Source organism: Acidimicrobiales bacterium, assembly GCA_035533095.1.
In the GTDB taxonomy this organism is placed as follows: domain Bacteria; phylum Actinomycetota; class Acidimicrobiia; order Acidimicrobiales; family Palsa-688; genus DATLUM01.
The window spans coordinates 119,653-136,105 of sequence record DATLUM010000054.1 but is presented as its reverse complement, the minus strand read 5'-3'; the positions used below and the strand labels follow the sequence as shown (position 1 = coordinate 136,105).

The 16,453-nt window shown below is 69.2% G+C and carries 15 protein-coding genes and 1 pseudogene; 2 read left to right on the top strand and 14 right to left on the bottom strand.

Going from position 1 to position 16,453, the window contains the following annotated elements; all coding sequences use genetic code 11:
• Positions 1-14 precede the first annotated feature (14 nt).
• Together VNF71_07265 and VNF71_07260 are read right to left on the bottom strand one after the other, a co-directional pair.
• Entirely contained in the window at positions 15-722 is a 708-nt protein-coding gene (locus tag VNF71_07265) for a PIG-L deacetylase family protein (GenBank protein HVA74349.1), read from the bottom strand.
• A gap of 31 nt (positions 723-753) precedes the next feature.
• A complete protein-coding gene (locus VNF71_07260; GenBank protein ID HVA74348.1) occupies positions 754-1,770 on the bottom strand; it encodes a GntG family PLP-dependent aldolase in 1,017 nt (338 codons plus the stop codon).
• A gap of 28 nt (positions 1,771-1,798) precedes the next feature.
• On the opposite strand from VNF71_07260, the gene VNF71_07255 reads away from it, so the two are divergent.
• Positions 1,799-2,665 (top strand): inositol monophosphatase family protein, encoded by an 867-nt coding sequence (locus VNF71_07255; protein HVA74347.1) that lies wholly within the window; start codon positions 1,799-1,801, stop codon positions 2,663-2,665.
• A gap of 28 nt (positions 2,666-2,693) precedes the next feature.
• On the opposite strand, the gene VNF71_07250 is transcribed toward VNF71_07255, so the two are convergent.
• The 3 genes from VNF71_07250 to VNF71_07240 form a co-directional block, all read right to left on the bottom strand.
• A complete protein-coding gene (locus VNF71_07250) occupies positions 2,694-3,725 on the bottom strand; it encodes an ATP-dependent 6-phosphofructokinase (GenBank protein ID HVA74346.1) in 1,032 nt (343 codons plus the stop codon).
• Positions 3,726-3,780: 55 nt separating this feature from the next.
• Positions 3,781-4,263, bottom strand: a complete 483-nt coding sequence (gene nrdR / locus VNF71_07245) for a transcriptional regulator NrdR (protein HVA74345.1) — start codon at positions 4,261-4,263, stop codon at positions 3,781-3,783.
• 140 nt (positions 4,264-4,403) lie between these two features.
• Complete coding sequence (locus tag VNF71_07240; GenBank protein ID HVA74344.1) at positions 4,404-4,772, bottom strand: LysM peptidoglycan-binding domain-containing protein; 369 nt, start codon at positions 4,770-4,772, stop codon at positions 4,404-4,406.
• 216 nt (positions 4,773-4,988) lie between these two features.
• On the opposite strand from VNF71_07240, the gene lexA reads away from it, so the two are divergent.
• Positions 4,989-5,621, top strand: a complete 633-nt coding sequence (gene lexA / locus VNF71_07235; protein HVA74343.1) for a transcriptional repressor LexA — start codon at positions 4,989-4,991, stop codon at positions 5,619-5,621.
• A gap of 29 nt (positions 5,622-5,650) precedes the next feature.
• On the opposite strand, the gene VNF71_07230 is transcribed toward lexA, so the two are convergent.
• The 9 genes and pseudogenes from VNF71_07230 to VNF71_07190 all read right to left on the bottom strand — a co-directional run bounded on the left by VNF71_07230 (position 5,651) and on the right by VNF71_07190 (position 16,452).
• A complete protein-coding gene (locus tag VNF71_07230; GenBank protein HVA74342.1) occupies positions 5,651-6,475 on the bottom strand; it encodes a 2,3,4,5-tetrahydropyridine-2,6-dicarboxylate N-succinyltransferase in 825 nt (274 codons plus the stop codon).
• Between the two features lie 29 nt (positions 6,476-6,504).
• On the bottom strand, positions 6,505-7,650 hold the full coding sequence (locus tag VNF71_07225) for a pyridoxal phosphate-dependent aminotransferase (GenBank protein ID HVA74341.1): 1,146 nt from the start codon (positions 7,648-7,650) through the stop codon (positions 6,505-6,507).
• Entirely contained in the window at positions 7,647-8,912 is a 1,266-nt protein-coding gene (hflX, locus tag VNF71_07220; GenBank protein HVA74340.1) for a GTPase HflX, read from the bottom strand. The genes VNF71_07225 and hflX overlap by 4 nt, the downstream gene beginning before the upstream one ends.
• 11 nt (positions 8,913-8,923) lie before the next feature.
• The gene (gene dapF / locus VNF71_07215) at positions 8,924-9,733 is read right to left on the bottom strand and encodes a diaminopimelate epimerase (protein HVA74339.1); all 810 of its coding nucleotides are present in this window, start codon (positions 9,731-9,733) and stop codon (positions 8,924-8,926) included.
• Positions 9,730-10,677 carry a tRNA (adenosine(37)-N6)-dimethylallyltransferase MiaA gene (gene miaA / locus VNF71_07210; protein HVA74338.1) on the bottom strand — a complete coding sequence of 316 codons (948 nt, stop codon included), beginning with the start codon at positions 10,675-10,677 and terminating at the stop codon, positions 9,730-9,732. Before miaA ends, dapF begins: the two co-directional genes overlap by 4 nt.
• Positions 10,674-12,158, bottom strand: a complete 1,485-nt coding sequence (locus VNF71_07205) for a MiaB/RimO family radical SAM methylthiotransferase (protein HVA74337.1) — start codon at positions 12,156-12,158, stop codon at positions 10,674-10,676. The genes miaA and VNF71_07205 overlap by 4 nt, the downstream gene beginning before the upstream one ends.
• Before the next feature lie 166 nt (positions 12,159-12,324).
• A pseudogene (locus tag VNF71_07200) lies at positions 12,325-12,579 on the bottom strand (stage V sporulation protein S).
• A gap of 275 nt (positions 12,580-12,854) precedes the next feature.
• Positions 12,855-13,904, bottom strand: coding sequence for a recombinase RecA (gene recA, locus VNF71_07195; GenBank protein HVA74336.1), 1,050 nt, complete (start codon positions 13,902-13,904; stop codon positions 12,855-12,857).
• 166 nt (positions 13,905-14,070) lie between these two features.
• Positions 14,071-16,452, bottom strand: a complete 2,382-nt coding sequence (locus VNF71_07190; protein ID HVA74335.1) for a xanthine dehydrogenase family protein molybdopterin-binding subunit — start codon at positions 16,450-16,452, stop codon at positions 14,071-14,073.
• Between the last annotated feature and the right edge of the window lies 1 nt (position 16,453).

The window sequence follows — 16,453 nt, the reverse complement described above, 5'->3', positions numbered from 1 at the left end:
GGCCGAGGCGGCGGTCAGGCGAGGCGGATGAGGCGAAACCCCTCGGCGAATGGCACCCCGGCCTCGCGGCCGGCGTCCTCGGCGCGCTGGCGCACGGCGGTGCGCAGCCACTCATCGCTCTCGCCTACCTGCGTCTCGTGGCATGCGATCGCCGCAGCCTTGGTGTTGATCGTGGTCGAGACGTCTATCCACGCGTCGGGCTCGAGCGTGCCCGACAGGTAGAGGGTCTCGACGCGGTGGGGCGGCCCCGCGTCGGGAAAGTAGTGGGGGTTCCCGGCGGCCGGTGCGACCGCGTCGAGGGTCGCCCAGCCGACGGCACGGTGGTCGCGGTGGTTCACGTAGTGCTGCCCGAAGAAGACGGCTGTGGGGTCGGGGGCGACGACGGTGTCGGGGCGGAGATGGCGCACGAGCGCCACGAGCCGCGCCACGAGTTCCGCGCCGGGCTCCAGCTCCCCGTCGGCGAAACCGAGCCAGTGGTGTTCCGCCACACCCAGCAGTTCTCCGGCCGCGGCGACTTCGGCCCGGCGGGACTCGACCAGCTTCCCAGTGTCCGCCGAAGGGTCCGCCGAGCCCTTGTCGCCGTCGGCGCAGATGCAGACGTGAACGGAGGCGCCGGCGGACGACCAGCGCGCCAGAGCGCCGCCGGCGGCGACGTCGGGATCGTCGGGATGGGCGTAGATAGCCAGGACCGTTCCCGGTGCGGCCTCGATCAGTTCGCCCACTGACTCGCAACGCTAGCGCCGGGGTTCCACCTCACAGTGGCGCCGCCGCGATCACCTTCGAGGCATGCTCGATGCCGGCGTCGTCGACGTCCGGGTGGGTGACGAAACGCATGACGCCGGGCGCGACCGTCCCCGCCAGGACACCCTCACCGCGCAGGTGGGCGATGAGGGCATCGGGGTCGGGGTGTTGGAACAAGACGATGTTCGTCTGCACACGGGAGGGATCGAGGCCGCCGGGCCACCGGTCCGAGACCGCGAGCGCGAGCCGCCGTGCGTGTTCGTGGTCCTCGGCGAGACGGTCGAAGCCCGTGCGGATGGCGACGAGGCCGGCGGCCGCCAGGATGCCGATCTGGCGCATCGCGCCGCCGAGGCGCTTGCGGCGTACGCGGGCTTCTTCGATCAGGTCCGCCGGGCCTGCGAGGAGGGATCCCGCCGGCGCACCGAGCGCCTTGGAAAGCGCGCAGGTGACGACGGTGCCCGGCGCCGCACGCTCGGCGAGCGGCCGCCCGCTCGCCACCGCGGAGTGCCAGAGGCGCGCGCCGTCGAGATGGACGCCGAGACCGCGCGAGCGAGCGGCTTCTGCAATGGAGCGCAGAGCCGCGAGGTCCCACACGGTGCCGCCGGCGGCCATGTGGGTGTCCTCGACCGCGACCGCCGATACGTGCGGCTGGTGGTGCAGCGAACGTTCGACCGCCGCGGCGACGTCGCCTGGCCCGAATGCTCCGCTGGCGTCGTCGACAGGTATCCAGGTGATCCCGGAGTTGACCGGGGCTGCGCCTGCCTCGTAGAGCACGATGTGCTGCCGGGCGCCGGCAACGACGGCGTCACCGGGGCGGGTGAGAACCTGCAGACCGATCTGGTTGGCCATCGTCCCTGACGGGACGAAGATCGCCTCCTCCTTGCCGGTGAGCTCTGCGAAGAGCTGCTGAAGCTCGTTGACCGTCGGATCCTCGCCGTACTGGTCGTCGCCCACCTCGGCGTCGGCCATCGCGCGACGCATCTCGGAGGTGGGCCGGGTGACGGTGTCGGAGCGCAGGTCGACCAGCACCCTGCCAAGGTACTGCTACAACTGGGCGATGCCCTCAACGGACGGCACTCCTATCGAAGAGGTCTTCGGCGCGCCGCCCGACAGGACCGACCCGCTGCTGGTCGATCTCGCTGGCACCGCGCTGGAGGCGGCCAGGTCGGCCGCCGCGGTGCTCTCCCGCGGCGCGACAGGAGAGCTGGACATCGAAACCAAGTCGTCGGCAACGGACATGGTCTCTAACGTGGACCTCGCGGCAGAAGCAGCGGTCGCGGAGGTACTCGCCCGCCGCCGGCCCGACGACGCGGTGCTCGGAGAGGAAGGCACCACTTCCACGGGGACAACCGGGGTGAGGTGGGTGGTCGATCCGCTCGACGGGACGACCAACTTCCTGTTCGGTTTGCCGCAGTTCGCTGTGTCGGTCGCCGCGGAGGTGAACGGCGAGACAGCGGTCGGTGTAGTGCTCGACCCGTCGCGCAACGAGACGTGGGCGGCGGTGGCGGGGTGGGGGGCGACACGCAACGGTCACCGGTGCAGTGTCGCCACCGGCCGGTCGACCCTACCGACCGCGCTGGTCGCAACGGGATTCGGCTACCAGTCGCAGCGGCGGGCGTGGCAGTCGCAAGTGCTCACGCGCATCCTGCCGGCGGTGCGGGACGTGCGACGGTTCGGGGCGGCGTCGTTGGATCTGTGCTGGGTGGGCGGAGGACGTTTCGACGCGTACTACGAGTGGGGGCTGAACCCGTGGGATCTCGCTGCCGGCGAGTTGATCTGCCGCGAGGCCGGCGGGCGGGCGGAGGCGCTGGAGGGCAGGGTGATCGTCGCTGCGACCGCGGAGCTCTTCGGGCCCCTTTGCGAACTCCTCGCCGCGGCGGGTGCGCTCGAACCCCCACCAGGCACAGAGCCCAAGCTGTGGTAGCGGGACAAGCAGCGCGACGCGGCGTCTTTTACCCGAAGAAGACCTCCGCAACGTCGTGGTAGAGCGAACGGTCGACCGTCTTCAACTCGACAAGCGCCTCCTCCAGGGGCACCCGCACGATCGAATCGGCCCGCAACGCCACCATCTGGCCGAACGCCCCGTCGTGCACGGCGTCGATCGCAGCGATGCCGAAACGGGTGGCGAGCACCCTGTCGAACGCCGTCGGTGTGCCGCCGCGCTGGACGTGACCGAGGATCGTCACCCGGGTCTCGAATCCGGTGCGTTGCTCGATCTCCTCCGCCAGCACGTTGGCGATGCCGCCGAGGCGCGGGTGGCCGAACTGGTCGACCTCGCGGGATGCGATCGACATGCTGCCCGCCACCGGGACGGCTCCCTCGGCGACGACGACGATCGAGGCGAACCGGCCTTTGGCATGGCGCGCCTTGAGGTTCTTGCACACCTGGTCGATGTCGAACGGTTCCTCTGGGATGAGCACCTCCGCGGCACCGCCGGCGATGCCCGCGTAGGTGGCGATCCAGCCGGCGTGGCGGCCCATGACCTCGCACACGATGACCCGGTCGTGCGACTCGGCGGTCGTGTGGAGGCGGTCTATCGCCTCGGTCGCGATCTGAACGGCTGTGTGGAAGCCGAAGGTGACCTCGGTAGCGGAGAGGTCGTTGTCGATGGTCTTGGGGACGCCGACGATGCGAGCGCCTTCGCCCGACAGCCGGTGCGCCACGCCGAGGGTATCCTCGCCGCCGATGGCGACGAGGGCATCGATCCTTTGCTCCCTCAGCGTTTGGAGCGCCTTGGCCACGCCGCCGTCGACCTTGAAGGGGTTGGTGCGCGAGGTGCCGAGGATGGTGCCGCCTCGCGGGAGGATGCCTCGGCAGCGTTCGACGTCGAGCGGTGTCGTGCGTGACTCGATGACGCCGCGCCACCCGTCGAGGAACCCGACGATCTCGTCATGGTAGGAGACCTCGCCTTTGCGCACGACGGCCCGGATCACCGCGTTGAGCCCCGGGCAGTCGCCTCCGCCTGTTAGAACACCAACTCGCATGCCGTGCTCCTCCTCGGGAACTGCGCGCCGACGCTAGTGGGTGGCGAAGGGGTTGCTAACCAGGGCGCTTCGGTTCGGTCGACTTGCTCAGCATCCCCGCTTCACGCTCGAAATCGAGAGCGCCGGAGAAGCCCTTGTACACGCTGGCGAAACGAAGGTAGGCGACCTCGTCGAGGCTCTTCAGGCGCTCGAGCACCGCAACGCCGATCTGTTGGGAGGTGACGTCCGGGCCGGCCATGCGCATGGCCTCTTCGACGTCGGCGGCTAGCGACTGCATGGCTTCCTCGCTGACGGGGCGGTTCTTGGAGGCGGCCTTCACGCCGTCGACGATCTTGTTGCGGTCGAACGGCGCGCGCTCGCCGGAGCGTTTGAGGACCGTGAGGGCCACTTCCTCCAGTCGTTCGTAGGTCGTGAAGCGCCGGCCGCACGCGAGGCATTCGCGCCGGCGCCGGATCGCGGCGCCGTCGTCGGCAGCCCGCGAGTCGACAACCTTGTCGTCCATGCTCGAGCAGTGCGGGCATCGCACACCCTCGACCATATCGCCGGCTGGCCGCCCGGGGTCAGGTCGGGTTCGGTCTATTCAGCCGATCGGTCGGGTCCGGTCTATTCAGCCGATCGGTCGGGTCCGGTCGGTTCGGTCGGTTAGGTCGGTTCGGTCGGGTTCGGTCGATCGGTCGCTCAGGGCCTCGGGATCAGGATGCGCTCTCCCGGGTAGAGCGGTGCGCCCTTCAGCTGCGCATCGATCCGGTCGACGAGCGAGCGTACGTCCGCCCCGGGCTCGACCGCTTGGGCGATGGACCAGACCGTGTCGCCCGGCTGGACGACCCAGACCTGGTCGGATGCCAGGTGAAGCGCCGGCCCAGCACCGGCAACGGTGAGGGGCCCGCTGCCGGTGCGGCCGAGCGCACCTTGGACGGCGAGGGTGCCGACCATCATCAACAGCCCGATGCCCAGCAGAACGCACGCCGCGCCCAGCCGGCGCCGGCGGATGACCGCAGGACTGGGGTAGCGGGTCCTCATCGGGTAACCGGCAACGAGCGTTGTCACTTCGGGCTCCTCGGGCTCGATTTCTTCTTGCGCTGAGATGGTGCCAGGGGGGTGTGACACTCACCTTGGGCTGCAGGCGAACGCCTGTTCGGTACCATCACACCAGAACGAACGTTCGACGTCAAGAGGATTCTTCGAACAAATGTTTGCCTTTCGTGCGGCGGGCGGTTATCCTCGAAATCGCGCAAGAAGGCGCGAGGAGGGAGGCCTCTACACGTGATCGACAACGAGTTGACCGGCAAGCGCAAGGAGATCCTCGAGTTCATCGCGGCCCAGCTGCGCGAGCGTGGCTACCCTCCGTCGGTACGCGAGATCGGCGAGGCGGTCGGGCTTACGTCGTCGTCAACGGTGCACACCCACCTGACGACCCTGCAGAAGCAGGGGTTCCTGCGCCGGGACCCGACCAAGCCCAGAGCGATCGAGGTCCGCTGGGACGCGAACTCCGGCGCGGCGATCGAACGGCGCCCGGCCCGCCATATCCCGCTGGTCGGCGAGGTCGCCGCCGGCACCAACGTGATCGCCCAGGAGAACGTCGAGGAGCTGCTCCCGCTTCCGGAGGATTTCACCGGTGACGGGCAGCTGTTCATGCTGAGGGTCCGCGGCGACTCGATGATCGATGCCGGCATCTTCGAGGGCGACTACGTGGTCGTCCGCCAGCAGGAGGAGGCCAACAAGGGAGACGTCGTCGTCGCCGGGATCCCCGGCGAGGAGGCGACCGTCAAGACCTACGGGCGCCGGGGCAACAAGGTGGTCCTCACGCCGGCGAATCCGAGGTTGGAGCCCATGGTGTTCGACCCGCGGGATGTGCAGATCTACGGAAAGGTGGTCACCGTGCTCCGCCGGCTGTAACGCCCGGAACCTTTGAAGAGATTCGCCTCTTAAAGGGTGCCGCCGTGGTCGCGGAGTATGTCGTTGAGCTTCGACTTGTCGTGGCGGGCGCCCTCTTCCAGGCGGCGCACGACCAGCACGCACGGCATCCCGAACTCGCCCCCCGGATAGGCGCGCAGCCGCGTGGCGGACACCGCGACGCACCACGCAGGTACGACGCCTCGCGAGATCTCGTCACCGGTTTCGGCGTCTATGACGGGGATGGTGGCGGTGAGGATGCAGCCGGCGCCGAGCACCGCTCCATCGCCGACACGGGCACCTTCGGCGACGATGCAGCGGCTTCCGATGTAGCACTCGTCTCCGACGAAGACCGGGGCCGCCTGCGGAGGCTCGAGCACCCCACCGATCCCCACCCCTCCGGACAGATGGGTGTTGCGCCCGATCTGCGCGCAACTTCCGACGGTCGCCCAGGTGTCGACCATCGTGCCCGAGCCGACACGCGCGCCGATGTTGACGTAGCTCGGCATCATGACCACACCCGGTTCGAGGTAGCTCCCCCACCGCGCCGACGCGCCCGGGACGACCCGCACGCCCGCTGCCTCGTACCCGGTCTTGAGCGGGATCCGGTCCACGTACTCGAAGGGGCCTGCCTCGATCGTTTCGAGACCCGAGACCTTGAAGAGGAGGAGGATGGACTGCTTGAGCCACTCGTTGACGACCGGGGACCCGTCCGGGCCGAGCTGGGCGACACGCGCTTCCCCACTGTCGAGAAGCCGGACCGCTTCCTGCACGATCGCTGCCGCGTCGGTGTCGGCCGGCGACAGCTGGTCGCGCCGGTCCCAGAGTTCACGGATCTGCGATTCGAGGTCGGCCATGGGTCTCGAAGCTACCCGAGTGCGGGCGGTCAGAGGCCGAGGCGCTCGGCGACCAGATCCAACCGGTCCATCGGAGCGACCATCGCGATGCGCACATGGGACGCGCCGGCGTCACCGTAGAACGACCCGGGCGACACCAGCACACCCGCCTTCTCCGCCCACCACGTCGCCCACTCCCAACCGTCACCCGACGGGGCACGGACCCAGAGGTAGAAGCCGCCACCTGGCAGAGCGGCGTCACAACCCACGCCCTCGACGATCGAAGCGAATCTCTGCAAGCGGTCGCGGTAGAGCGACCGCTGCAGCTCCACGTGTTCCTGGTCGGCGAGGGCGACCGCTGCTGCGCGCTGTACCGGACCGGGAACCATGAACCCGGCGTGCTTGCGCACCTCGCGGAGATAGCCGACGATCTCCGGGTCACCGGCGAACCAGCCGACACGCATCCCCGCCATGTTCGAGCGCTTCGACAGTGAATGCACCGCCACCACGCCGTCGAGGCCGCCGGCGGTGCCGCCGTGACCGAGGATCGTCTCGGGGGGGCCGTCCCATGTGAACTCGGCGTAGCACTCGTCGCTGAAGACGGGCACCCCGTGGTGCAGACCCCACGCCGCCGCGGCACCGAGGTCGTCGAGCCCGCCAGCCGGATTGCCGGGCGTGTTCACCCAGAGCATGAGGGCCCGCTCCGCGTCAGCGGGATCGACAGCGGAAAGGTCCAGTCGCCAGCGTGAGTCGACTGGCACGGGCACCGGGCGCAGGCCCGCGAGGATCGCTCCCATCTCGTATGTGGGGTATGCGATCGACGGGTACAAGACGGTGTCGCGGTCGGGCGACCGGAGCTTCAACCATTGAGGGGTCGTCGCCACGAACTCCTTGGTTCCCACGCACACGGATACCTCGTCGAGGGCGACAGCCACGCCGAGGCGGGTCTTTGTCCAATGCTGGATGGACTCCCGAAGAGCGATCGAACCCGCCGACGTCGGGTAGCCGCGCGCCGACCGGTCCTCATCCGGTGCGTCCGGGTCCCCGGCGAGCGCGGCCATCACCGCCGGCGGAGGCGGATCGGATGGTGTGCCGACGGACAGGTCCACGATGCCGCCCTCGTGCGCGGCGGCGGCCTTCCTGGCCTCGTCGAGGCGGTCGTAGGGGTAAGCGGGCGGGACGAAGCCGGCGGTCATGCGCCGTCGACCGCGAACTCCGCGAAGCGCGCCGCGCCCGCGGGATCGACCCGCACCCGCAGGCGTGCGCTGGTCTCGTCGTGCGACTCCACCAGCACCTCCCCTTCGCGATGAACGGCCGCCAGAACGTCGCCGCGCTCGTAGGGCACCACCAAGTCGAGGACGCGCGCGCTCGCCCGCAACCTGTCGCCGATCGCCTCCAACAACGACGGCAGTCCCTCGCCCGTCAACGCCGATATCACCACGGACCCCGGATGGCGGCCGGCGAGCCGGCAAGCCTCGCTCGACACGTCGCCCTTGTTGAACGCCAGCAGCTCGGGCACCTCGCCGGCGCCGATCTCTGCCAGCACCGCATGCACCGCTTCGATCTGGCCCTGGGGGTCGGGGCTGGTGCTGTCGACCACGTGCACCAGGAGGTCGGACTCCTTGACTACTTCCAAGGTGGAGCGGAATGCCTCGACGAGTTGGTGCGGAAGCTTCCTCACGAAACCGACGGTGTCGGACAGCAGCACCGACTCCCCGCCGGGAAGCGACAGCCGGCGGGTGCGCGGGTCTAGCGTCGCGAACAACCGGTCCTCCACGAGCACGCCGGCGTCGGTGAAAGTGTTGAGGAGGGTCGACTTGCCCGCGTTCGTGTAACCGACGAGCGACACGGTCGCGATGCGGCTCTCGCTGCGAGCCTTGCGCTGGACACGACGCTGCTGTGTCAGCCGGCGGAGGTCGGACTCCAGCCGGTTCATTCTCCTGACCAGCCGGCGGCGGTCGACCTCCAGCTGCGTCTCACCGGGGCCTCGCGTCCCGATGCCGCCGGCTTGCTGTGAGAACTGGAGACCGCGTCCTCGAAGGCGCGGCAGCCGGTACCGGAGCTGCGCGAGCTCGACCTGAGCCTTTCCTTCTGGGGTGCGGGCGTTCTGGGCGAAGATGTCGAGTATCACGGCGGTACGGTCGATCGCGGTGCGCCCGAGGATCTTCTCGAGGTTGCGCGACTGAGCCGGCGTGAGCTCGTCGTCGAACACGACGGTGTCCGCGTCGACAGCGTTGGACACGTCGCGCAGCTCTTCTGCCTTGCCCTTGCCCACGTAGGTAGCCGCGTCGGGATGGTCGCGCCGCTGCACCACGCGCGCGGCTTCGTCGGCGCCGGCGGTATCGACCAGCAACGACAGCTCGTCGAGGTGGGCTTCGGTCTCCTCGTCGCTCGACGGCGGCATGGTCACGCCGACGAGGACGATCTTCTCCCTGAACGACCGTTCGATGAGGCTCATCTGCCGGTCCCTCAAGCCTCGACGGTGCAGGTGGCGATGCGCTCGCTCGGCCCGGAGAGAACGGCGCTTCCGTCAGGCCGCAGCTCCACGGCGGCAGAGCCGCCCGGCTGGTGGACCGTCACCGCGGTGCCCGTGCGGTACCAGTGGTGCAATGCTGCGGCCGCGGCGCACGAACCCGTCCCGCACGCCTCGGTCTCGCCAACGCCACGCTCCCACACGCGCATGGTGATCTCGTCGGGTCCGGGTCCGAGGGTGACGAACTCGACGTTGAGACCGGCCGGATCCGTCGCCTCCAGGAGTGGACCGAGGGTCTTGACGTCGATGGTCGCCGGGTCCGGCCCGAGGACGACCAGGTGCGGGTTGCCGACGTCGACCAGCAACTGGCCGTGCCCGACGTTGCAGCGGTCGGCTTCGCCCTGGACCTTCACGACGCCCATGTCGACCGAACCCCACGCGGTCGTCGGCGACCTGCGCGCGACGGTCACCTGCCGGACGCCTGCCGGCGTGGCGACACCGAACTCCTGTCCGTCCGGGACGAGCCCGGCATCGAGAGCGCTGTGCGCGAGGCAACGAATGCCGTTGCCGCTCATCTCCGCCTCGCTGCCGTCGGCGTTGAACAACTTGAAGCCCAGCAACGCGGTCGACGACGACTCGACGCTCGCGCGCGAGAGGATCAGCCCGTCGGCACCGATGCCACGGTGGCGGTCGCACAACGAGCGCGCGATCTCCGCGCCCCGGTATTCGAGAGAGGGGGGCGGGTCGAGCGCGACGAGGAAGTCGTTGCCGAGCCCGTGCAGCTTGGTGAAGGTCAGCGTCGTCATGGGCTCTTCCATTGTCCCAGCAACGCGGCCGTGACGGCGAACGGGTTATCCGGCGCACCGAACCAGGCGATCCGCGGGTCCCGCCGCCACCAGACCCGCTGGCGGCGCGCAAAGGCACGGGTCCGGCGCTTCGCCTCGTCGACGGCCTGCTCCAGCGGAATGCCGTCTTGGAGGTGGCCGAGAAGCTCGCGGTACCCGAGCGCCTGCCTGGCGGTGCGGGACAGCCCGGACTCCACGGTCGCTGCGACCAGGCGGCGAACCTCGTCCAGGAATCCGCCCTGCATCATGGCGTCGAGGCGCTCGTCTATCCGCCTGGCGAGCACCGGGCGCGGGAGCCACACACCCGCGATGCGCCACCGCGGAGCCGACGGGAAGTGCGCGACGCCCGGTCCGTAGCTGGAAAAAGACCTGCCGCTGCCGATGGTCACCTCCAGGGCGCGGATCACGCGCCTCCTGTTGGTCGGCTCCATCCTCGAGGCCGCCAGCGGATCAAGTTCACGCAGGCGTGAGTGCAGGGCGGAGGTGTCCTGGTCTTCTTCGAGCTCCTTGCGGATCTCGGGGAACCGGCCCGGCGGTGAGAAGCCGTCAACGAGCGCCTGGAAGTACAGACCGGTGCCTCCGACGAGCAGCACCCGGTGCCCTCGTCGCTCGATCTCGTCGACCGTCCGGCGGGCGATCGCCGCCCAGCGGGTGACGTTCCAGTCCTCGGAGGGGTCTCCGATGTCGATGAGGTGGTGCGGGATCTCGCTCCGCTCCTGCGGCGTGGGTTTGGCGGTGCCGATGTCCATGCCGCGGTACACCTGCATGGAGTCGACGGTCACGATCTCGATGTCGCCGAGCCGGCGTGCGAGCTCGACGGCGATCGCCGACTTGCCCGACGCCGTGCACCCGACGAGGGCGAGGTGCCGGGGACCTTGCTCGTGGTCGGCGGTCGTGTCGTTCAGCCGGCCACCACTGCGATGCGTGTGCGGTGGGCGGGCCGGGCCGTGACCGCGACCAGCTTCCCCTCGAGGAAGTGCGGGGCGGCCCGGGTGATCCTGACGTCCGCCCAGCTGCCGGCGGGAAGCGTGCCTGGCGTGGCGGGGATGTGCACGAGCTTGCCCTGGGCCGTGCGGCCGCTCACGTTGGCGGCGTCGCGCTTGGACGGGCCTTCGACCAGGACCTCCTCGACCCGGCCGACCCTCGATTCGTGGTGCGCCAGGGCACTGCGCTCGACGACGACGCGCAGGCGTTCGAAGCGTTCGGCGGAGACCTCGGCCGGCACCGCGTCTTCCACGAGCTCCGCCGCCTCGGTGCCCGGGCGGGGCGAGTAGATGAACGTGTAGGCGCTGTCGTAGGAGGCGACTGCTGCGACCTCGAGGGTGCGCTCGAAATCCTCGTCGGTCTCGCCAGGGAATCCCACGATGATGTCGGTGGTGACAGCCAGGTCGTCGACGGCCGCGCGCGCGGCCGCGAGGCGCTCGAGGTAGCGCTCCGCCGTGTAGCCGCGGTGCATCCGAGCGAGGGTCCGGTCGCTGCCGGATTGCAGCGGCAGGTGCAGCTGCGGGCACACCGCCGGCTCGGTCGCCATCGCCTCGATGGTCTCGGGGCGCAGGTCCTTGGGGTGGGGGCTGGTGAAGCGGACACGCCGGATCCCCTCGACGTCGGCCACGGCTCGGAGCAGGTCCGCGAACAGAGGCCGCGGCCGGGGCCTCTCCGCGGCGGTCCAGGGGGCGCCGGCCAGGTCCTGGCGGTCTCTCCAGGTCGACACGCCCCGCAGGCGCGTGGTGATGTCCCGCCCGTACGAGTTGACGTTCTGGCCCAGCAACGTCACCTCTACGGTGCCGGCGGCGGCCAGCTGCTCTACCTCGTCGACGATCTGCCCGAACGGCCGGCTCACCTCGGGTCCCCGGACGGACGGAACGATGCAAAAGGCGCAGTTGTTGTCGCAGCCGATCTGGATGGTGACCCAGGCGGCCCAGCCCTGATCCCTTCTCACCGGGAGCGCCGAGGGGAACTCCTCCAGGTCGGGATGCGGGTCGGCCTCGAGGATCTCGAGAATCGGCCCGCCGGCGGCTCTCGCGGTGGAGAGAAGGCCGGCGGCGTTGGCGACGTTGTGCGTCCCCCACACGGCGTCGACCCACGGGGCGCGCCGCTGAACGAGATCCTTGTCCTTCTGCGCCAGGCAGCCACCGACCGCTATCTGGAGGTCGGGACGCCTGTCCTTGACCGCCTTGAGGTGGCCCAGGTGGCCGTACAGCTTGTTGTCGGCATTCTCCCGGATGCAGCAGGTATTGAGCACGACGACATCCGCGTCCTCGACGTCTGTGGCCGGCACCATGCCGTCGGTCTCGAGCAGCCCGGCGATGCGCTCGGAGTCGTGCTCGTTCATCTGGCAGCCGAAGGTCCGTATGAGATAGCGGCGAGGCTGCTCGGTGTCGGGCACGGCCCCTAAGTCTACGGGCGCAGGCGGTGCGCGGCGCGGGGCGTCAGGTGAGGCCGAGTGCCTGGCTGCTGGCCGACCCGTTGGCGGCCGACAGGTTGGCGGCCGACCCGTTGGCGGCCGGCAGGTTGGCAGCCGACCAGACGCCTGCCGGCTGTGGCGAGCACCCTTCCACCAGCAGGCGGATGGCGGTGCGGCCCTCACCGTCGATCTCGATGTCCGCGAAAGTGGGCCTGCACGCCAGGTCCATCCCCGAGCCCGCCACATAGGAGCGGGCAATCGCCACCGCCTTCACCGCCTGGTTGAGAGCGCCGGCGCCGACCACCTGGATCTCAACGTGGCCCTCGCCGCGAACAACCCCGGCCAGTGCTCCTGCCACCGAGTTCGGGTTCGACTTACTCGACACCTTCAGGATCTCTGACATCGGTGGCTCCTAGCTGCTGATCAACTAGTGGCGCTTTCCCCAGCGCGCGCCGGTCTGCTAGCTGGGCTGAGGAACGGATTCGACGCGGGGATACGGTCTCCTTCCGAAGAATCCGCAAATTCGGACGAATCAGAGTGAGAAACGGACGAGATGCGGGCATAACGGACAGTAACTACCGGCACCGGCTCCGGTAACCGACGGCGGATCCGGCCGCGCCGGCGGAGCGCGGCCGGATCTGGCGGAGGCAGGCGAGCTGCTGGGCAGCGCTTCGGGGATCAGTCGTCGAGCGTGATCGGCTCGTCGTCGGCAGGATCGAGGCCCAAGGGGACGTCGGCCGGCTGGCCGTCCATGCCGACCTGCTGGCGCACCTTCTCCGAGATCTGGATCATCAACTCGAGGTTCTCGGCGAGGAACGTCTTCGCGTTCTCCCGTCCCTGGCCGAGCTGCTCGCCCTCGTAGGTGTACCAGGCACCGGACTTCTTGACGATGCCCAGGTCCACGGCGACGTCGAGCATCGAGCCTTCGCGGCTGATGCCCTTGCCGTACATGATGTCGAACTCCGCTTGGCGGAACGGGGGACTGCACTTGTTCTTCACGACCTTGACCCGGGTGCGGTTGCCGATCACTTCGGCGCCGTCCTTGATGGACTCCACCCGGCGGATGTCGAGGCGGATCGACGAGTAGAACTTCAAGGCACGGCCGCCTGGGGTCACCTCCGGTGAGCCGTAGATGACACCGACCTTCTCCCGGAGCTGGTTGATGAAGACCGCGATGGTGTTCGACTTGTTGAGCGTCGCCGTCAGCTTCCGCAGAGCCTGGGACATGAGCCGAGCCTGTAGACCGACGTGGGTGTCGCCCATGTCGCCTTCGATCTCTGCACGGGGGGTCAACGCAGCGACGGAGTCGATGACGATCACGTCGAGCGCCCCGGAGCGGATCAGCATGTCGGCGATCTCGAGGGCCTGCTCACCAGTGTCGGGCTGGGAGATGAGGAGGTCGTCGACGTTGACCCCGATCGCCCGGGCGTAGACGGGGTCCATGGCGTGTTCGGCGTCCACGTAGGCGCAGATCCCCCCGTTGCGCTGGGCCTCGGCCACCACGTGCATGGCGAGGGTCGACTTACCGGAGGACTCCGGACCGTAGATCTCCACGATTCGGCCCCTGGGGAGGCCCCCGATCCCGAGGGCGATGTCGAGGGAGAGGGCGCCGGTGGGGATCGCCTCGATCTGCATGTCGAGGTTCTCGCCCATCCGCATGATGGCGCCCTTGCCGAACTGCTTCTCGATCTGCCCCATCGCCATCTCGAGTGCCTTGTCTCGCTCCACCGGAATGCCTTCCTCTCGCTTCGGTTCGTTTACGGGGGCTCACCCTACGGATGGGGTGTGACAGCCGAGCCGCCGTCTTACAGCGGTGTCATTCGCGAGTGTAGGCCCAAACGTTTGTTCGATGGTGGACCCCAGAGGCCCAGAGGCCCAGAGGCGCCGCCGGGCTTCAGATGTCCGCGCCGGCGGCCTCGGGCTCCGCACCGCCGGTGAGAGGCAGGGATTCGAACGCGGCGGGCGGATCGGACCACAGTTCCTGTGCTGCGCCGGCCGCCTCCTGGATGGCGCGCCACACGCGCTCAGGGGTGCAGGGTATTGGGATGTTGCGCACGCCGAGATGCGAGACGGCGTCGACGACCGCGTTGTGGACCGATGGAGTCGAGCCGATCGCCCCGGACTCCCCTATCCCCTTCGCACCAAGGGGGTTGCGGAAGGTCGGGGTTTCGGTGTTGGACACCTCAAACGACGGGAACTCTGCCGCGCTCGGCATCGCGTAGTCCGCGAGGTTCGCGGTCAACGGGTTTCCTTCCTCGTCGAAGACGACCTGCTCCCACAGCGCCTGCGCCATCCCTTGCGCGATCCCACCGTGCTGCTGGCCGGCGACCAGAAGCGGGTTGAGGATCCGGCCGCAGTCGTCGACGGCGATGTGGCGCAACGGCCGGACGAACCCGGTCTCCACGTCGACCTCGACCACCGACACGTGCGCGCCGAACGGGAAGGTGGCGCCGCCCTGGTCGAAGTCGATGGCGGCCGCGAGGGGGCCGAGACCGGAGTCCTCCTCCGGCGAGGACTCCGCTGCGATCTCGGCGAGGCGCGCCCACGTAAGCGCCCTCGAGGGCACGCCTGCCACACCGATCTGGCCCTCGCCGTGAACCACGATGTCGTCGACGTCCGCCTCCAGTTCCGCGGCCGCTATCGCCCGTCCTTTTTCCCAGACTGCTTCTGCAGCCGAGAACACCGCGCTCCCCCCCAGCTGCAACGACCTCGACCCTCCGGTTCCGCCCCCTCTCGGGACTTCGGCCGTGTCGGACTGGACGAAGCGGATCGACTCCATCGGGATGCCGAGCCGGTCGGAGACGATCATGGAGAACGCTGTGGCGTGCCCTTGCCCGTGCGCCGAGGTCCCGACCCGGATGGTCGCGCTGCCATCTCGGTGAATCTCGACCGAGCCGTACTCCTGCCCGCCGCCGCCGGCGGTCACCTCGACGTAGGCCCCCACCCCGATGCCCAGCTGCCAACGGTCTCCGCGCTTCCGGCGCTCGGCCTGCTCCGCACGCAGCTGCTCGTAGCCGGCCGCGCGAACGGCCTCGTCGAGCGCGCGCCGGTAGTCGCCGGTGTCGTAGGTGGTGCCCATCACGGTGGTGACGGGGCTGTCGAACGGCTCCATGAGGTTGCGCCGGCGGAGCTCGACCGGATCGACGCCGAGTTCACCGGCGGCGATGTCCATCATCCGTTCGAGCAGCTCGGCTGCCTCGGGCCTGCCGGCCCCGCGGAACGCCCCCATGGGCGTCGTGTTGGTCACGACCGCGGCTACCTCGTATTGGATGCGCGGGATCTTGTAGACGCCCTGGGCCATCATCCGCGTCGGGCCGATCGCGAGCGCGCCCCCGAAGCCCGCATACGCGCCGGCGTCGGAGAGAACGCGGAGGTGCATGCCCGTGAGGGTGCCGTCGTCCTTGAATCCCATCTCGACCCACTGAACCTGGCCGCGGCCGTGGGGCATACCGAGGAGGTTGTCGTTGCGGCCCTCGACCCACACAACTGGGCGTTGGAGAGCGCGGGCTGCCGCGATGATCGCAGCGTGCTCGGCGGTGAGCCCCGCCTTGCCACCAAATCCACCCCCGACGTGGGGGGTGATGACGCGCAGCTTGTGCCGGTCGAGGCCGAGCACCTTTGTTGCCATGCGCGCGAAGCCGTGCGGCATCTGAGTCGAAACGTAAACGGTCAACTCGTCGCCGTCGGGGATCGCCGCGATCGCGTTGCCTTCCATCGGCACCACGGCGATCCTCTGGTTCTGAAGCTTTGCGCGCACGACGCGCGTCGCGCCTTCGAAGAGATTGGGGTCGGCAGGGTCGCGCATGCCGGCGACGACGTTGCTTCCGATGGCTTCGAACTGGAGTGGGGCGCCGGGCGCGACGGCATCCTCCGGGGTCACGGCGACGGGAAGAGGGTCGTAGTCCACGGCGACGAGCTCCGCCGCGTCGAGCGCAGCGGCGAGGTCATGGGCGATCACCAACGCGACGGGTTCCCCGACGAAGCGAACTCGATCGGTCGCGAGGGGCGGCCGAGCGCACTCGGGATTGAGGACCATGAAGCCGTGGAACGGCTCGACGTCCAGATCCTTCGCTGTGAGGACCGCGATGACCCCGGGAGCCTTGCCGGCCTCACCGGTGTCGATGCCGGTGATGCGCGCGTGGGCGACGGGAGACCTGACGAAGGCCGCGTGCGCCATTCCTTCGACCCGCAGGTTGGCGATGAACGTCCCCCGCCCGGTTAGTAGGTCTGGGTCCTCAACTCGACGGACCTGGGTGCCCAACAGGGAGCCTGGCATA